The 16,272-nt window shown below is 54.9% G+C and carries 11 protein-coding genes and 4 pseudogenes; 8 read left to right on the forward strand and 7 right to left on the reverse strand.

Going from position 1 to position 16,272, the window contains the following annotated elements; genetic code table 11:
* The first annotated feature begins 26 nt into the window (after positions 1-26).
* The 6 genes from BLP79_RS10420 to BLP79_RS10445 all read left to right on the forward strand — a co-directional run bounded on the left by BLP79_RS10420 (position 27) and on the right by BLP79_RS10445 (position 9,190).
* Entirely contained in the window at positions 27-2,015 is a 1,989-nt protein-coding gene (locus BLP79_RS10420; protein ID WP_090218719.1) for a TonB-dependent receptor plug domain-containing protein, read from the forward strand.
* Positions 2,016-2,392: 377 nt separating this feature from the next.
* Positions 2,393-4,156, forward strand: a complete 1,764-nt coding sequence (locus BLP79_RS10425; protein WP_090218721.1) for an IucA/IucC family protein — start codon at positions 2,393-2,395, stop codon at positions 4,154-4,156.
* Positions 4,143-5,855, forward strand: a complete 1,713-nt coding sequence (locus BLP79_RS10430) for an IucA/IucC family protein (RefSeq protein WP_090218722.1) — start codon at positions 4,143-4,145, stop codon at positions 5,853-5,855. The genes BLP79_RS10425 and BLP79_RS10430 overlap by 14 nt, the downstream gene beginning before the upstream one ends.
* A 1-nt stretch (position 5,856) precedes the next feature.
* A complete protein-coding gene (locus BLP79_RS10435) occupies positions 5,857-7,095 on the forward strand; it encodes an AMP-binding protein (RefSeq protein ID WP_090218724.1) in 1,239 nt (412 codons plus the stop codon).
* A complete protein-coding gene (locus BLP79_RS10440; RefSeq protein WP_090218725.1) occupies positions 7,092-8,360 on the forward strand; it encodes a DUF6005 family protein in 1,269 nt (422 codons plus the stop codon). The genes BLP79_RS10435 and BLP79_RS10440 overlap by 4 nt, the downstream gene beginning before the upstream one ends.
* Complete coding sequence (locus BLP79_RS10445) at positions 8,357-9,190, forward strand: sugar phosphate isomerase/epimerase family protein (RefSeq protein ID WP_090218727.1); 834 nt, start codon at positions 8,357-8,359, stop codon at positions 9,188-9,190. The genes BLP79_RS10440 and BLP79_RS10445 overlap by 4 nt, the downstream gene beginning before the upstream one ends.
* Before the next feature lie 58 nt (positions 9,191-9,248).
* On the opposite strand, the gene BLP79_RS10450 is transcribed toward BLP79_RS10445, so the two are convergent.
* Complete coding sequence (locus BLP79_RS10450; protein WP_090218729.1) at positions 9,249-11,126, reverse strand: ABC transporter ATP-binding protein; 1,878 nt, start codon at positions 11,124-11,126, stop codon at positions 9,249-9,251.
* A 257-nt stretch (positions 11,127-11,383) separates the two neighbouring features.
* Between BLP79_RS10450 and BLP79_RS10455 the strand changes: the two genes are divergently transcribed.
* Positions 11,384-11,695, forward strand: coding sequence for a DUF2218 domain-containing protein (locus BLP79_RS10455; RefSeq protein WP_090218730.1), 312 nt, complete (start codon positions 11,384-11,386; stop codon positions 11,693-11,695).
* Here the strand turns inward: BLP79_RS10455 and BLP79_RS19960 are convergent.
* From BLP79_RS19960 to BLP79_RS19965, 5 genes and pseudogenes are all read right to left on the reverse strand, one after another.
* Positions 11,687-12,121 (reverse strand): annotated as a pseudogene (locus BLP79_RS19960) (transposase); the annotation flags it as partial. The gene BLP79_RS10455 and the pseudogene BLP79_RS19960 sit on opposite strands and share 9 nt — an antisense overlap.
* Before the next feature lie 39 nt (positions 12,122-12,160).
* Positions 12,161-12,400: a transposase gene (locus BLP79_RS10460; protein ID WP_090218732.1), complete on the reverse strand. Its 240-nt coding sequence runs from the start codon at positions 12,398-12,400 to the stop codon at positions 12,161-12,163.
* Positions 12,401-12,446: 46 nt separating this feature from the next.
* A complete protein-coding gene (locus BLP79_RS10465) occupies positions 12,447-12,695 on the reverse strand; it encodes a hypothetical protein (RefSeq protein ID WP_090218734.1) in 249 nt (82 codons plus the stop codon).
* 404 nt (positions 12,696-13,099) lie between these two features.
* Positions 13,100-13,381, reverse strand: a complete 282-nt coding sequence (locus BLP79_RS20270; RefSeq protein WP_090218736.1) for an SOS response-associated peptidase family protein — start codon at positions 13,379-13,381, stop codon at positions 13,100-13,102.
* A 17-nt stretch (positions 13,382-13,398) separates the two neighbouring features.
* Positions 13,399-14,010, reverse strand: a pseudogene (locus BLP79_RS19965) (transposase); the annotation flags it as partial.
* A gap of 329 nt (positions 14,011-14,339) precedes the next feature.
* On the opposite strand from BLP79_RS19965, the pseudogene BLP79_RS10485 reads away from it, so the two are divergent.
* Positions 14,340-15,348: pseudogene (locus BLP79_RS10485) on the forward strand (IS3 family transposase).
* Between the two features lie 48 nt (positions 15,349-15,396).
* On the opposite strand, the pseudogene BLP79_RS10490 reads toward BLP79_RS10485, so the two are convergent.
* Positions 15,397-16,272: pseudogene (locus BLP79_RS10490) on the reverse strand (IS3 family transposase); the annotation flags it as partial.

Raw genomic sequence — 16,272 nt, forward strand, 5'->3', positions numbered from 1 at the left:
CCTCCCTTTTAGACTAAAGGCTCAACATGGCTCAAATGACCCGATCCCTATTGCCAGGGCTGCTTTGTGGCACCGCTCTGACACTTTCCTTTGCACAGTCCGCACTGGCAGACGAAGACACCATCTATTCCCTTGATCCAATTATCGTTGAAAAGCGTGACGCTGAATATGGCGCAGCTGACCGCGCAACCGCTGTCTACGTGGCCGACGCGGAGATTGAGCGCGCTAGCTTTGGTGATCTGAAGGACCTGTTTGCAGGCATCGCTTCTGTGTCAGTTGGGGGTGCAGTCCCTGTGGCACAGAAGATCTTTGTGAATGGCGTGGATATGTTGAACCTCGCCATCACGGTGGATGGCGTATCCCAGAACAACCGCGTGTTCCACCACGCCAGCGCAAACGTCTTTGATCCCAGCCTGATGAAATCCGTTCGGGTGGATTCCGGTGTAGCTGCCGCGGATTCCGGTCCCGGTGCCCTTGCGGGTGGCGTGATCATGGAAACCGTTGATGCCGAAGACATCCTCGAAGAGGGTGACAATTTCGGCGGGAAATTCCGCCTCGGCTATTCAGACAACGGCAAAACCGCTCAGGCCGCTTTGACATTGGCCGGACGCAGCAACGGCTTTGAAATTCTGGCTTACACCCGACGCGCAAACGGTGAAAACTACGACGATGGCAATGGTGAAGAAGTCACCGGAACCGAGGCAGATCTGACCTCGCATCTGTTAAAACTGGCCTATGAATCGGACGAAGGACATCGGGTTGAACTGTCGGCGCAAGAACTGAACGACGGCGGATTGCGCAACGCGCGCGCCAACTTTGGCTATCGACCCGCCCGTGGCCCGTTCCCCGATCTGCGCGTCTATGACACCCGTCGCCGAATTGTTTCGTTGCGCTATGAAAACACACAGGCCACCGGCCTCTGGGATCCGTCTGTTGTCTTTGGCTACTCGTCAACCAGTTTGAAAACACCTGTTCCCTTTGGCGACGATGCAAAATCCAGCACGTTTTCCACGACTTTGAAGAACACCTTTAATCTAGGTGGAGAAAATACAATCACCGCCGGGGTCGATTACCAAGACAAAAACAACCGCTATTCCGGCAACTGGATTACCGATCGCCCCTTCGAAGAAAGCCAAAACCTTGGCCTTTTTGCCCAAGCGCGGTTTGAGCCCACCGAACGATTCAAAATTTCGGCGGGTGCCCGTATGGACTGGCAAGATTTCACAGATCGCAACGGTGGAGAGCAAAGCCACAATGGGTTGAGTGGAAATCTGTCACTTACCTATGATTTCACGGATGAGCTGACCGGACGCGCGGCCTATTCGAGCGTCTTTGGCGGTATCATTCTGGAAGACAACTATCTACTGGGTGATGCATGGGACTATTCAGGTCTCACCGATGCGTCACGCGGGAAAAACCTGGTTGTGGGTCTGGACTGGCAGCGCAACAATTGGACTCTGGGCGGGGAGTATTTCCGAACCCAGATCAATGATGCACGCTTCTCATCCTACGACGGAGGCGCGGCGGCCTACACTGCAAGCCACAATGATTTCGAAGCCCGTGGCTTTAACCTTGCGGCCACATATGGTTGGGACAGCGGCTTCGCACGCTTTACCGCCAGCAAATCGGAAAACTACATCAACGGCGCCAAAGCCTCTAGCTTCTATGTGTTGGACTATGGCGCACCGTTGGGCACAGTTCTAGCGCTGGAGGTGCAGCAAGAGCTGCCACAATACAACCTTGTGATTGGCGGCAATATTGATGCGGCGCTCAGCTACAATCACAACGCAAGCGAATCTGACCCCGTGTCGGAACTTGCAGGCTATGAAGTGGTAAACATCTTCGCTGAATACACTCCACCTGCGGCAGACAACGTGACCATTCGTGCCGGCATCGACAACCTGTTTGACCGTCAGTTCGCGGATCGCGCAACGTACGGTGGCGATTACGAAACTTTTAATACGCTGAAAGAACCAGGCCGGACGATCTCATTGGTTGCAACGGTTAAATTTTAGTACTTTCAATACGGCTTCGGCCGTATTGTCCCCGACTTTAGATTTCATACCTTGGCGGTGTTGGTCTCCAGCGCCGCCCTTTTTCATCCTATAGGCGTTTATTGTCTTAATTTCGCACTTCCAATATTTTCATCTTTTCTTGACTGAATTACTCAACTAAAAGAAACTTCAAAGGACGCCCAAACGCCATCGCGCTCGGGCCTATCCTCTCCTGCCAGCACGCCATTTCGCCTGCCAGTTCCCCCAAAAACCAACTTCACCGCAGACCATCCCGTTATAGGTGATGTTCTGTGCTGTGATCTTCCTGCGGGAGCACCACGCGACATGACCGTCACACCCCATCCCTTGAATCCTCGCACCCATCTGGGGCGCGCGTCATGACGTTTCAGCGCACATCAGACAGGCAACGCTGCGCAGTGCGCACGTCCATGCAGGCCCTGATCAATGGCTATCTGCGTGAAATTGATCCGGCACAGTTTTGTCAGGATCAGGGACGAGAGCGGTTGGCGATTGATCTCACACACTGTGGCGCGTGCCTATTTTTGGATGTGCAGTATCGGTCGCAAACTGGTCCACATACCTTTGGCAGCGCCGATCTTGTTTACCACCCTTTGAACCAGCGCCACCCAGCCGCCCCAGTGCAGATCATCTGCCTGATTGCGCAGGAATGCGCCGCCCGCATTGACGCATCCGCCGAAGATAAATTGCCAGAGTTTCTGCGCTGCATCTTCAACAGCAACGCTGAAATCGAAACTCTGCTGGCTTACCGCTCCTCTAACCAACCAATGGAAACCTTTTTGCAGGTTGAACAGGGCCTGACCTTTGGCCACTGGCTACACCCCACCCCCAAAAGTCGCGATGGTATGACATTCCTGCACAAACAGCTCTACGCCCCTGAGCAAAAGGGCGCGTTTCGTCTGAGCTATTTTGCGGTGAGCGACGATCTGGTAATCAGTGACAGCGCCGAAGTGCCGCCACACCACATCGTGACCTCCCTTTTGGGTCACACCGACATGCCAGCCCTCTTGCCCAACGAACGCTTGATCCCGGTTCATCCTTTGCAGGCAGACGTGCTGCGCAAAGATCCAAAGATTCAAGATCTGCTCAACTCCGGCAACCTTCGCGATCTTGGTCTATTGGGGCGCTCATTCTACGCGACCTCATCGGTGCGCACTCTTTATGCGCCAGACTGCCCTTGGATGGTGAAATTCTCCATTCCTGTCCGGCTAACCAATTCACTGCGCGTTACCCTGCGCAATGAGCTACAAGTTGGTGTGCTAATGGCGCGTCTGTTGCGAAAACTGGATTTTGCGACGCAGCAGCCTCGCTTCCACATCATTGATGATCCCGCTTATGCAACGGTTGCGATCCCCGGCCAAACGGAAAGCGGCTTTGAAACGATCTTCCGCAAAAACCCATTCACCCAGGGGCAAGACATAGGCATTTTCAATCTTGCCACGTTGACCGCAGACCCTCCGCCCAGAGCACCCAGCCTGCTTAGCGCCGAATTACACCGGCTCAGTCATACACTGGGCACAGATCTGCACGATGCGGCCAAACGATGGTTTAAAACTTACCTTCAGTGCATGCTGGACCCGCTTTTGGTGCTTTATGATCAACACGGCATCGCGCTAGAGGCCCACCAGCAAAACGCCTTGCTGGATCTGTCCAGCGGGTTGCCGAAAAAGGCCTATTTTCGCGACAATCAGGGATATTTTATCACCCGAAACGCACTGCCTCGTTTGCAAGGACTTGAACCAGGTCTCGCGCAGCAACCTGCCTTGGTCTTTGACGAAGAACACATCCACAAGCGATTCGCCTACTATCTGTTTGTAAACCAGATTTTTGCCGTGGTCCGCCGTATGGGCCAGGATGGCATTCTGACCGAAGACCACGCCCTAACCCTGTTACGTGCCCATCTGACCAACCTGTCACCACAATTCACAAAAGCCGCAAAAGGCTTCATCATCTATCTGCTATTCAGCCCCTATCTGGCAACCAAAGCAAACCTGCTGACTCGTTTACACGATATGGATGAGCTCAAAACAGACGCCCAAGAAGGCTTGTTTCTGGATATACCCAACCCGCTGTTTGTGCCAGCCGCCACCCCTACACAGGAGGTGGCAGATGTCTTTGCATGACCAAATGACAACCGTCGCCCAGCACCGCGTGCTGCGCCAACTCTGCGAGGCTCTTTTGTGTGAAGGTTGGGCCTCGTCCCTTGCGGTGGAACGCGACGCTCGGCTCAGCTGGTGTTTTGGCACGGTCCAGTTCCGCGCCACGGGACGGTTGGCCGCCTTTGGACGCTACCGGATCGCGCAAGGCAGTATTGTTTGTCAAAGCCAGAGCCAATGGCAAAGCGCAAATATGGATCACGTCCTTGATGCGCTAGATAGGCCGTCAGATGCAAAGCTGAGCTTAAAACAGGACTTGGTGCAAACCATCTGGCTAAGTGACATCAATGCGCTGGCCCTCACATCGGCGCACCGCCGCACCGGTTTGCCCTTGGACGCGATGGAAACCGCGCTGCACGAAGGTCACCCTTACCACCCCTGCTTCAAAGCCCGCAGCGGCTTCTCTAAGGCGGATCACCTTGCCTATGGCCCAGAATTTGGTCATGAATTTCACCTGATCGCTGTGCTGTTCAACCGTGATCTGGTCCATGAAAGCCTACGCAGCACCGAGTTTTGGCCAGACGAACTTTCCACCGCAGGCTGGCAGCAGCTTTCGACCAAAATTGAAACACTTGGCCTAGATCTAGATCGGTTCAGCCTACTGCCGGTTCACCCCTGGCAGTGGCAAACACTGCAATCCCACCCCCTGTTGCAGACATGGCTTGCCAAGGGACAGGCGATTGTTCTTGGTCCCTTTGGGGAAGCCTACCGTGCCACGCAATCGGTGCGCACGCTGATGAATGCAACCACTCCCACCCGCGCCCATGTCAAAACAGCAATGGCGATGCGCAATACATCCTCTCTGCGCACGCTAATCCCAGAAACCGTTGAAATCGCGCCTATGATTTCCAACTGGGTGGCACAGGTGGTGGCCAGCGATCCTTTGTTTGAAACCCACTATCCTATCGCAATCTTGCCGGAATACGCAGGCATCATTGTGGGTCGCGACACGGAACTGGCAGGCCATCTCGCAGCTATCTGGCGGCAAAGCCCGCATCAACTGGGTCTCCCCGCCGATCAAATGCTGCCCTTCAATGCGCTCGCCCTTACCGAAGAAGATGGCGATCCCTTCATTGCGCCTTGGTTGGAAAACCACGGTGTGGACCGCTGGGTTACCCAGCTTATTGAAGTTGTCGTTTTGCCTGTCTGGCACCTGATGGTCGCGCATGGGATCGGGCTCGAGGCGCATGGTCAAAATTTGATCCTGCAGCATGACAAAGGCTGGCCCATTGGTCTCATCGCCCGCGATTTTCACGACGGAGTGGAATATGTGCCCGAATTATTATCCCGACCAGACCTTTGCCCCGATCTTGGCGCGATCAACCCGGTTTTTGACAGCGCGCCACTGGATAAATTTCATAAACTTTCCAGCGTGGATGGTCTGCGCGAACTGGTGATGGACACGCTGTTTGTCTTCAATCTGGCGGATGTCTCAGACCTTCTTCACCAGCGCTTTGGCTTTAGCGAAACGCAGTTCTGGGACCGCGTCCAAAAGCGCCTGCACCGTTATGCGCAAGAACACAACCTGACAGACCGACAGGCCCTGTTTGATCCGTTCAAACGACAGATCCACGCCGAAAGCCTGATCACCCGAAAACTCGATCCCGGCCGCGACTTGTACCGCCACCTGATCACAAACAGCCTTTCAACAACAAAGGAGCACTGATGTGTTTGTGTTGAACGATACACCCGTTGATCCAAAGGCGCTGCATTCGCGCCTGGACCGGACCCTAAACAACTGCGCCGCGCATCGCTATGCGATCCATATGAACAACACCGGCACCATCCTGTCGACGCTGCTATACCTGCGCGACAAAGGTGCAGGTGTGTTCCCGATCCATCCGGACATCCCAGCCGAAACCGCGCGGATGATGGCCCAAACGGCTGGGTGCGACATGCTGCTGGCTGAAGGTCTGAAACAGGTGGACATCGCCCAACCGACCGCCGCGCAACCAGGTGTGCTGGTGCAAATGTCATCCGGCACCACAGGCGCTGCCAAGGTCATCACCCGCCGCTGGGATGATATCGCCACCGAAGTGGCCCACTACGCGGATTTCTTCACCAAAAGCGCCCAGATGACACCGGTGATCGCCTGTCCGATCACCCATTCCTATGGCCTGATCCCCGGCGTATTTGTGGCGCAACACCGCGGCCACACGCCGATTGTCATTGATGGGGTGAACCCAAAATACATCCTGCGCCGCCTGCGCGAAACGCAAAACCCGGTACTTTATACGTCACCGGCCATGCTGCACACACTGGCACGGCTGTTGCCGAGAGGCCAGGTTCTGAACGCGGCTGTCACCTCAGGCACGGTTCTGCCAGATGCTTGGTTTGATCTGATCCGCGGCCGCACAACGCACTTCTTCCAGCAATACGGCTGTTCAGAGGCAGGCTGCATCGCGATCAACCAAGACCTGCGCAACCCCTACGCAGTGGGACACCCACTGCCACATCTAAACGTAACCGCCGGTCCTCCAGAAGCCCCAGCCGCGGTAATGGTCTCCAAAGATGACCGCACCATAGACACAGGGGATTTGGGATCATTTGATGAAACCGGCATGCTGGTGTTTGCTGCACGCGCCGATGACATGATCAACGTCGCCGGAATGAGCGTCTATCCCCAAGACATCGAAAAAGCCGTCATGGCAGTTCCTGGCGTTCTGGATGCTGTTGCTTTTCGGATCGATGATGTGCTGTCGGGATCCCGCGCAGGCTTGGTCTATGCCGGCCACAGCGTCACCGAAGACGAAGTGCGCAAAACCTGCCAGGCCAATTTGGCAAGCTTTCAACAACCTGCCTTTATCAAACACCTCAGTGCGCTGCCGCGCGAGGCCAATGGCAAAATAAGCCGTCGCGCCGTTGCGGCCCAATATGCACCCTCTGATGATCTGGTGCCCGCATGACATTCGATACAATTCTGACCGCGATAGAGGCCACGCTAACCGGCCCTCTTAAAAACGAGCATATGCATAACTTTGGCCCCACCGCTGTGCTGAATGATGACCTGCATATGGACTCGGTCCTCATGATCAACCTTCTGCTGCATCTGGAAACAGATCACGGCATCGAAGTGCCTGAACGTGAATTCAGCAAGGATAATTTTCACACCGTCTCCGACCTGATCAATCTTATGATGGGCGTCGATACTCCCTCCACGTCAGATGCCACCGCCCCTGCGCCCAGTGACATCACGGTGCATTGTTTGGTCAGCTGCCTGTGCGCCGCCATCCGCCGCACCAAAGGGGTGGACTTTCGCCCATTTTACTTTGGCACCTGGGACAGCAGCTTTGCCATCACTGGTGACCAGCGCTTTGCCTATCACAGTGAAGACCTGTCACATGACACCTACTTTGAATGGGCCACGCATCTTTACGGGCTGCCCATCACACAATGGTACGATCACACCCGCAGCAAAGCTGAAAATCTAACCCATTTCGAAACGCTGGTAGCTGCCAAAACGCCCGCGCAGGAACTGATGGTGATCCTCGATATGTATCACCTCCCAGAGCGCGAGAATAAGTTCAATCAGAACCCTTTCCCGCATTTTGTGCTGATCGAACCTACCGACGACCCGGATATCTGGCTGTTGAATGATCCCGACTACCGCTGGCGGGGCCAACTCCCCCGCACCGCCATTTTGAACGCAATGGCGCAGCCAACCGTGGCGGGCGGTTATATTCTCGATGCCACGCAGGTCAGCCCCCCAGACCCCGCCGTACTGGCAGAGTATTTCACTGAAAGCTTCAAAGGTGCCGATAATCCGCTCACCACAGCGCTGCGCGGGATTGTTGAGTACCATTGTGACGCCGCACATTCCGCCCGTCTGGCCAACCTACAGCAGGCCCTGCGTGAACTGCCAGTGTTATCCCTGCGCAAATACGCCTATGAACACGCCTTTGCCTTCTTCTGGAAACAGCTCGACACCCCGTTTGAACACTTCGATGCCCAATGCGACCGGGTCGAGGAGTTGTGTGAAAGTTTCCGCAAAATTCACTACCTTGCGGCACGGCTGTCTCACACCAAAGACCGCGCGCCCATTGCTGAGCTTTTCACCGCACTCCATGCGCTGGATGTCCTTGAATTTGAAATCAAACACAGTCTCAAAGCGCAGTTTGATCTCTGGCGAGCGAAGGCACTCACACCAGACCTGCAGGAGGAACCCGCATGAAGCTGTCTCTTTGCACCATTTCCTTTCGCCATCAGTTGATTGATCTGAAAGACATCGCCTTTTGGGCCCGTGACAATGGATTTCAGGGCATCGAATTGTGGGGGGTTCACGCACGCAATCAGTCGCCATTGGCCATTCACAACGCCCAATGGATGGCGGCGCAGGGCCTGTCGATCCCGATGATCAGTGACTATCTACCCCTGCATGATGCAACAATGTTGCGTCAGCACACGTTAGATCTGTGCAAACAGGCGCAAACCTGGGGGGCTGGGAAAATGCGCACATTTGCTGGCATGCTGTCCAGCGCGCAGGCCACCATTGCGGTACGCAAAGACATCACTCGCGCCCTGCATGACGCCTGCAGCATCGCAGAAGATCACGGGCTGAAACTGCTCATCGAAACCCACCCCGGCACCTTGGCGGATACGCTGGCGTCGACCTGCGATCTGATCGCGGATACCAACCACTCGGCACTGGCAGTGAACTTTGACGCCATTCATGTCTGGGAAGGCGGTGATGATCCGATAACAGCCCATTCGGTTCTGAATCCGCATATTGCCCACTACCACTTGAAAAATATCTCAGACCGCAACCAATTGCATGTCTTTGCCCCCGGCAATGTCTATAGCGCAGCAGGCGATCGCGGTGGCATGGTTTCATTATTTGACGGCGCTTATGACTACCGCGCGCTGCTTGAGCTGATTGCGCAGGACAGTAGCAGCGAAGCATCGCTGGAGTGGTTCGGCAACAGTGTCTTCCCAATAGTGCGCAATGATCTGAAACAGATCCGCGCAATGACGGAGCGGCAGACCCAATCCGTCGCCAGCTGACCATCGCCTTACGCAGACGTTTCAAAAGGCGCGCCGCATTCGGCGCGCCTTTGTCGTTTCACACCACTGGAACCGACGGTTGACACAGGCCGGACAGGCTTGCTTTTGACACCAAAGCCTCCCGGTTGCTCACCTGTCGCAGCCAAAGATCTGCATATAGTCCCTTTTGTGCCAACAGCGCCACATGGCTGCCGTCTTCCACAATCCGGCCTTTATCCATTACCAAAATACGGTCCATCTGCGCAATTGTTGACAGCCGATGCGCAATGGCGATCACAGTTTTGCCGTCCATGACATCCAACAGCGTGCTTTGAATTTCGGCTTCCACTGCGCTGTCCAATGCCGATGTTGCCTCGTCCAGTACCAAAATGGGTGCATCCTTCAGCACCACACGCGCAATGGCAATCCGTTGCCGTTGCCCACCTGAAAGCGTCACGCCGCGCTCTCCAACACGTGCATCATACCCCGTGCGCCCCTGATGATCCTCCAGCCCAGAAATGAACTCATGCGCCTTGGCGCGTTTGGCAGCAATAATCATCTCGGAGTCGTCCGCATCCGGTCGCCCAAACGATATATTCCCCCGGACTGAGCGATGCAGCAGTGCCGTGTCTTGTGTCACCACGCCAATCTGAGCGCGCAGGCTGTCTTGTGTCACCTGATCCACCCGCTGATCATCAATCAGGATCTGCCCGTTTTGTGGGTCCTGATAGCGCAACAACAGCTTGATCAGGGTGGATTTACCCGCTCCAGACGGTCCTACAATACCCACACGCTCGCCGGATTTGATTGTCAGATCAACACCATTCAGCCCACCGCCTTCACTGCCAAACCTATGGGTGACCCCTGCAAAGGTGATCGCCGCATCTACCACTTCCAACACCTTGGCATCTGGCGCATCGGTAACCAGATGCTCTGGAGCAATGGACCACAGCCCCTCGCGGATCACGCCCAAATGTTCAAAAAGGCGAATGGTCACCCACAAGATCCAGCCGCTCATCCCGTTTAATCGGATGGTCAGTGCAGAGGCCGCTGCAACCTCCCCAACTGAAACTACGCCATGGGTCCAAAGCCAAATGGCCGGTGCCACCACAATCAGGATCAACACGCCATTAATTGCAATGCTGCCAAAAGCAAGCTGCGTCATCATTCGCATGAAACGGCTGTACCGCAAACGCAGGCGACGCAGTGACGCTAGCGCATAGCGTTCTTCCCGATCGTCCTGCGCAAACAGCTTTACAGTTTCGATATTGCCATAGGCATCCACGATCCGCCCTGTGGTGTCGGATCGCGCCGCTGACCAGGTTTCCGCTGTTGCTGCAACCCGCAGCGCAATGTAACGGACATATGCCACATAAAGCCCCACCCACAGCACCAACGGCAGCGCCAGCCGCCAGTCGATCTGTGTCAGTACCACGACAGCGCCTATCATATAGGTGATGGCAAACAGCAGCGCTTCGAACATCATATGCACACTGTCCTGTACTGCCGGGCCCATCTGCATAACGCGATTGCTCAACCGGCCTGCAAAATCGTTTTGGAAAAACCCAACGGACTGGCGCAGCAGATGTTTATGCCCCTGCCAACGCACCTGCTCTTGCAAGTTGGACGACAGGCTTTGTTCAAGCAGCAAATGGTTCAGCCCCACCAGACCGGGGCGCACCACCAGAACGCAGAGCAAAGCCAGCACCATTTCAAACTGATGCGCCTGCCAGAACTCCGCCGCGCCAGTGCTGTTCATCAGATCCAGCACTCGCCCGGAATAAAAGATCAGCCCGCTTTCCATCAATGCGGTCAACACGCCGGTGATCACCATCAATGGCAACAAACGCCGATATGGCTGCAATTGCTGTTTAAGATAAGCCCGCAAGGTTGGGGCCGGTGGGGAATAGGCTGCGGGATCAAACGGATCCACCAGACGTTCGAAAAATCGAAACATGAATACCCTCTCAAAGCTGGGAAAGACGTGCGATGAGATGTGGGTTGGTGGCCGAGCGCACCTGATAGACGGTTACGCTTGCTGATCTGCCTGCATCCAAGCTGAGACCGTAGCTATAGGTCTCATTTGGATTTGTCACCTAAAATACAGGTGCCATTGTGCGGCCAATCACAGTGTCTGTGCCGATTTACCAAGCTTTGTGGCTTGTGTGTGATCCTGCCTTGCGGCATTAATTGATAAAAACAGTAGGATATGAAATGACGCGACATACACCCCTCACAGACACCGGGCATTTTTCAACTGAAAACGCATCAAAATACCTGCAACAGCTGTGCAAACATTTTGGCCACAAAGTTGAAGTCACCTTTGATGAAACCCAGGGCACCGTTGGGTTGGGAATGGGGCCTGCCACGTTGCGTGCAGCCAGCGACACTCTCGAAATCGAAGTAACTGCGGAAGACGACGAAGGTCTGGTTCATGCCCGCCAGATCATCGACAGCCATCTCAAGCGGTTCGCGTTCCGCGAAGAGTTTGAGGCTATGTCATGGCACTCCGCTAGGTCATGTTGACAAATGACGCAACCATATTCGGTTAGACGCAATGTCGATAAAGCCCAATAAAATCTCGGCTTTTTTGTTTTAGCGGGTAGCGATACGGCGGGCGTTTTGAGCTTTTTGAAACAGCGCCCAATCATATTGCGCAGCCGGTAAAGAGTGTGCTCCACACCGACCCGCATTTTCCGGGTGTTGCGCATCAGAAATTGTTTCAGGGTGCCCCGTTTATTCATGTTTTCCCGAGTATGGTCAGAATCGTAACCGAGGTCGGCCCAAAAGGACCTTGGGCTCCGGCAGGTTGTCTGCCATGACCAAATCGAAGCCAACGCAATCAGACGTCTGCCCCAGTGCAATCTCGGTTCTCATGGCCAGGCCATGCGCATTCATGCAGAGGTTGATCTAAGTCGTGAACTCACCTCTTGAACAGCCGAAGTCCTGTCGCATTCGCCATTGTCGCTCGGACCAATGACGCAACGTGGCTCATTCTCCGATCTTGGCATGCAACTCCTTGACCTGCCTTTCGTCAACTTCGGGTTTCTTCACAGCACCGCGCTCGAACACGCCGGACGCGCCATCCAGCAAAGCGTGTTTCCAACTGTGGATCATCGTGGGACGCACGCCGAACCGACTGGCCAACTCGCTGACCGTCTCCTCGCCTTTCAAGGCTTCCAGCGCGACCTTGGCCTTACACTCTGGATGATGTTGCTTCCGTTTCGACATCTTCGATCTCCTTCGTTGTGAAGATCAGCAGACAACAAATCGTAGCTTACGTCAGTGTCCGGTTTTCCGGGGGTAGCTCAACTGAAATCATCTTGAGTTGCGCTTCGGGATCGAACGCGGGACGGTCACAATGTTGTGTTAAGTTGCTCTTTTCAAATCCAACATCGAAATTTGTTTCACCTGTTTCATCCATAATTGCTTGCATATCGATATCTGTGTCGCCAAAGCCAAGTTTATCAACGGCTTCCCAAATTGGCTTGAACCGATCAAACAGAGCGCTACCGCTATCCGCCATGATTAGTAACCTCCCCGAAATCCACAGTGTTGGTACCTTGCTCTACAGTACAACTTTTGGGTCAAAACTTGTGGACAAATTGATAAAAATCCATAGTAGCTTTGATGTTCAGAACGACACTACGACAGCGCACGTGGTAACCACCCCATTTTTGAGGGTCTATTAAGTAGAAGTATGCCGCATGTTTTAATTTGACTTCGGAAGTGTTCCCGCCGATCGGTGAGCGTCCGAGTTGTCCGGTCAGACCGCAGCGATAGTACGGTTACAGTTCCAACGCCCAAAACGGTCCCAGAACGACTATTGTGGAGACAAACACCTCCTCGCACCGACTGTATAGCTTCGCCTAGAGTGAATGTGGTGCCAACGAGGACTCTAAACCGAATGGTGGCAAAGTTCACAAAGGTCTAGATTAATGTATCAATAGGGACGATGAGTTTTGGGCGATCTTCGTCCCGCTTGAAACGGCGCACTCTATGAAACCTCATTCGGCCGTCCCAGCTTGTACCGAACTTTGAGATCGCCTCATCATCACTCACGCCGCCTCCAATCCATCTCCGCCCCACCCCTTCCGTTACGATGACCGGCGAACGGCTGTGAAATTGCTCAATTTGCGTGAGAGCCGAACGGGTTAGAATGGAGCAGGTCAACCCCTCTGAAGTCGGCGCGTACAGACCTGCAAAGAACAATCCGGGGCCGTTGCTCTGCGTGGTGACAGCTCCGTCTCTTTCAGCGCCAGCTTCACGACCTTGCGCCGCACCTGGTCGGGGATGCAGTTCCAGAAATGCTTTGGCTTTGGGGATTGATCCCGCAGCCCAGCTTCGCCACGCTGCTGATAGCGACCATACCAACGGTAGAATGTGGTGCGCGGGATACCCAGCTTGGCCAGTGTTTGGCGAGCCGAAAGATGCGAGCCCTCAACAAGCCGGATAATCTCTAGTTTCTCAGATGCGGGATACCTCATTCGTCGTCGTCCCCATCCGCGATCATGCTTTTTGTGAGCAGGCGCAATTCCAGCGCCTGTTCGGCTACGACTTCTTTCAGGTCACGGGCCTCGCGGCGCAGATTTTGACTTCATCGGTTGTGGCCGCACGGGCCGTATCGCCAGCCAGTCGGCGCTGACCGGCTTCCATGAAGTCCTTCGACCACTTGTAGTATATGCCCTGAGAGATACCCTCGCGGCGGCACAGCTCAGCAATTCTGTCTTCGCCGCGAAGGCCATCCAGAACGATCCGAATCTTCTCTTCGGCCGAATACTGTTTGCGTTCGCACGCTTAATGTCTTTGACGATCTTCTCGCCAGGGCTCTTACTTATCAAATACCGCTATTTGGACCCATAAGGCGGCGTTTCAGTACAAAACCGCTGCCAACAAATGGAGGCCACGACTAAGCCTTGTCGAAAGCGGTGCGGAACTGGCGGTGGCGGAAGAAATTTTGGTGTCGCCGAACCTGTGGGACCTGGAATTCCAGCATGTGACCATCCCCTATACTGATCCCAATGGGGTCCGACGCGAGCATACAATCGATCTGCGCCAAACATTCCTTTCCGGTCGGCAGCGGCTCGTGTTTGTGAGGAACCGAAACTGGACCTGTCGCGGTTTGATGCCGCTCCTTTGATAGCATTTATTGCAGCAAAGGAGACGAACTATGGGAACGAAACGGACGGACGAATTCCGCGCTGATGCGGTGCGGATTGCACTGACCAGCGGTCTGACACGCAAGCAAGTTGCATCGGATTTGGGTGTAGGCTTATCGACGCTGAACAAATGGGTTACGGCTCATCGCCATACGGATGTGGTTTCGGACAAGGACCTTGTCCTTGCCCGTGAGAATGAACGGCTTCGTCGTGAGAACCGTATTCGCAAGGAGGAGAGGGACATCCTAAAAAAGGCCACAGCCTTCTTCGCGCGCCAAAGACAGCGGGCCGACATGGTTGTTCTAGCCCACATCAAGGAGCAATCCCGGCTCAGCTTGGGCAGCTATGGCCGTCCCAGAATGACCGAAGAGCTGAAGGAGCTTGGCCTGAACGTCGGCCACCGTCGGGCGGGGCGTTTGATGCGGGAAAATGGAATACGGGTTGAGAGATCGAAGAAATACAAGGTAACGACCGACAGCAACCACGCCTTCAACATCGCGCCGAGCCTGTTGAACCAGGACTTCCGTTCGGATCAGCCGAACCAGAAGTGGGCCGGTGACATAAGCTATGTGTGGACCCGAGAAGGATGGCTCTACCTTGCCGTGATCCTTGACCTGCATTCCGCGGCGGGTGATCGGCTGGGCCGTGAGCAATCGCATGAAACGCGACCTGGCGATCCGTGCGTTGAAGATGGCGGTCGCGTTGCGACAGCCGCCCAAGGGCTGCATCCATCATACGGATCGTGGAAGCCAATACTGCTCCCATGATTATCTCAAACTCCTGCGCCAGCACGGCTTCAGGGTATCGATGCGCGGCAAGGGAAATTGTTATGACAACTCTGCCGTCGAGACGTTCTTCAAAACGATCAAGGCCGAACTGATCTGGAGGCAGTCCTGGCCAACGCGACGGGCAGCGGAGATGGCAATCTTCAACTACATAAACGGGTTCTAAAATCCACGCCGGCACCACTCAGCATTGGGATGGAGAAGCCCAGTCGCTTTCGAGAAGAAAGTCGCCTAAACGAGCACTTGGGGCGACACTAAAACGCAACAGGTCCAGCCTCGTTACCGGCTCAATGTAGGCGGTCTTAGCGCCGACCGCTGCAATCCAATCGCGGACGGCCTGAGCAATGAAGCCAGCTTGTGCGCCATTGGTCCGAGCGACAATAGCGAGCGGGCCGTTGTCCGACCGACTGAAAGCAGGAACGCCGCGCAAGATAAACAAGTCCGTCAGCGCATCGATAACCTCTGTCGAGTTCAGCTGCCGTTTCACCCGGATCGACCCGTTGCCCGGCAGGCGATTTGGCAAAGCCAAATCTGCCGAGAGAGGGGCATTCCCGGCTGTGTTCATCCAAGATATTGAGCGTTCGGAACGCTTTCCCGTCATCGGTTCGATGATGCATCGAGCCATTGATAGCGCCGTTGGCTCGAGCGACAATGGCGAGGGTCACACGACCATACATGGTTGCGGTACTCCGGTCGCAAACGAACACACGAGCCATCGTTGAGCCAGAGCCTCCCTTTCTTCGGCTGCTTCATTGGCACTTTGAGCCCTTCACGCCGCCACAGACGTTCGACACGCTTGTCGTTCACAAGCCATCCGGCGTCTCTGAGCAAAGCTGGCATACGGCGGTAGCCATACCGACCATACTGGCGAGCCAGTTCGATCATATCAGCCACTAGACGCCCCTCGTCAGCACGGCCAACCGGCACGACGTTATGTGGACCGGTGCTGTCCCAGAACACGACAGGCTCGCCGCTCCGATACCCTGAACTGGCTACAAACATGCTCGATACAGGCACGACGACGCGAAGGGCTCAGTCGTTTTCCCGTGCAGCTTCCGAAAGAATGAGCTTGTCCAGCGTCAGGTCCGACACGGCTCGACGCAGCCGATCATTCTCTTTCTGAAGCCCCTTTAGTTCCTTCAGTTGCTTGGTTCCCATA

Source organism: Epibacterium ulvae (assembly GCF_900102795.1).
Taxonomy (GTDB): domain Bacteria; phylum Pseudomonadota; class Alphaproteobacteria; order Rhodobacterales; family Rhodobacteraceae; genus Epibacterium; species Epibacterium ulvae.

Coding starts and splice junctions, on each gene's coding strand:
- BLP79_RS10420 (WP_090218719.1), top strand. CDS start 27: ATGGCTCAAATGACCCGATCCCTATTGCCAGGGCTGCTTTGTGGCACC.
- BLP79_RS10425 (WP_090218721.1), top strand. CDS start 2,393: ATGACGTTTCAGCGCACATCAGACAGGCAACGCTGCGCAGTGCGCACG.
- BLP79_RS10430 (WP_090218722.1), top strand. CDS start 4,143: ATGTCTTTGCATGACCAAATGACAACCGTCGCCCAGCACCGCGTGCTG.
- BLP79_RS10440 (WP_090218725.1), top strand. CDS start 7,092: ATGACATTCGATACAATTCTGACCGCGATAGAGGCCACGCTAACCGGC.
- BLP79_RS10445 (WP_090218727.1), top strand. CDS start 8,357: ATGAAGCTGTCTCTTTGCACCATTTCCTTTCGCCATCAGTTGATTGAT.
- BLP79_RS10450 (WP_090218729.1), bottom strand. CDS start 11,126: ATGTTTCGATTTTTCGAACGTCTGGTGGATCCGTTTGATCCCGCAGCC.
- BLP79_RS10455 (WP_090218730.1), top strand. CDS start 11,384: ATGACGCGACATACACCCCTCACAGACACCGGGCATTTTTCAACTGAA.
- BLP79_RS10460 (WP_090218732.1), bottom strand. CDS start 12,400: ATGTCGAAACGGAAGCAACATCATCCAGAGTGTAAGGCCAAGGTCGCG.
- BLP79_RS10465 (WP_090218734.1), bottom strand. CDS start 12,695: ATGGCGGATAGCGGTAGCGCTCTGTTTGATCGGTTCAAGCCAATTTGG.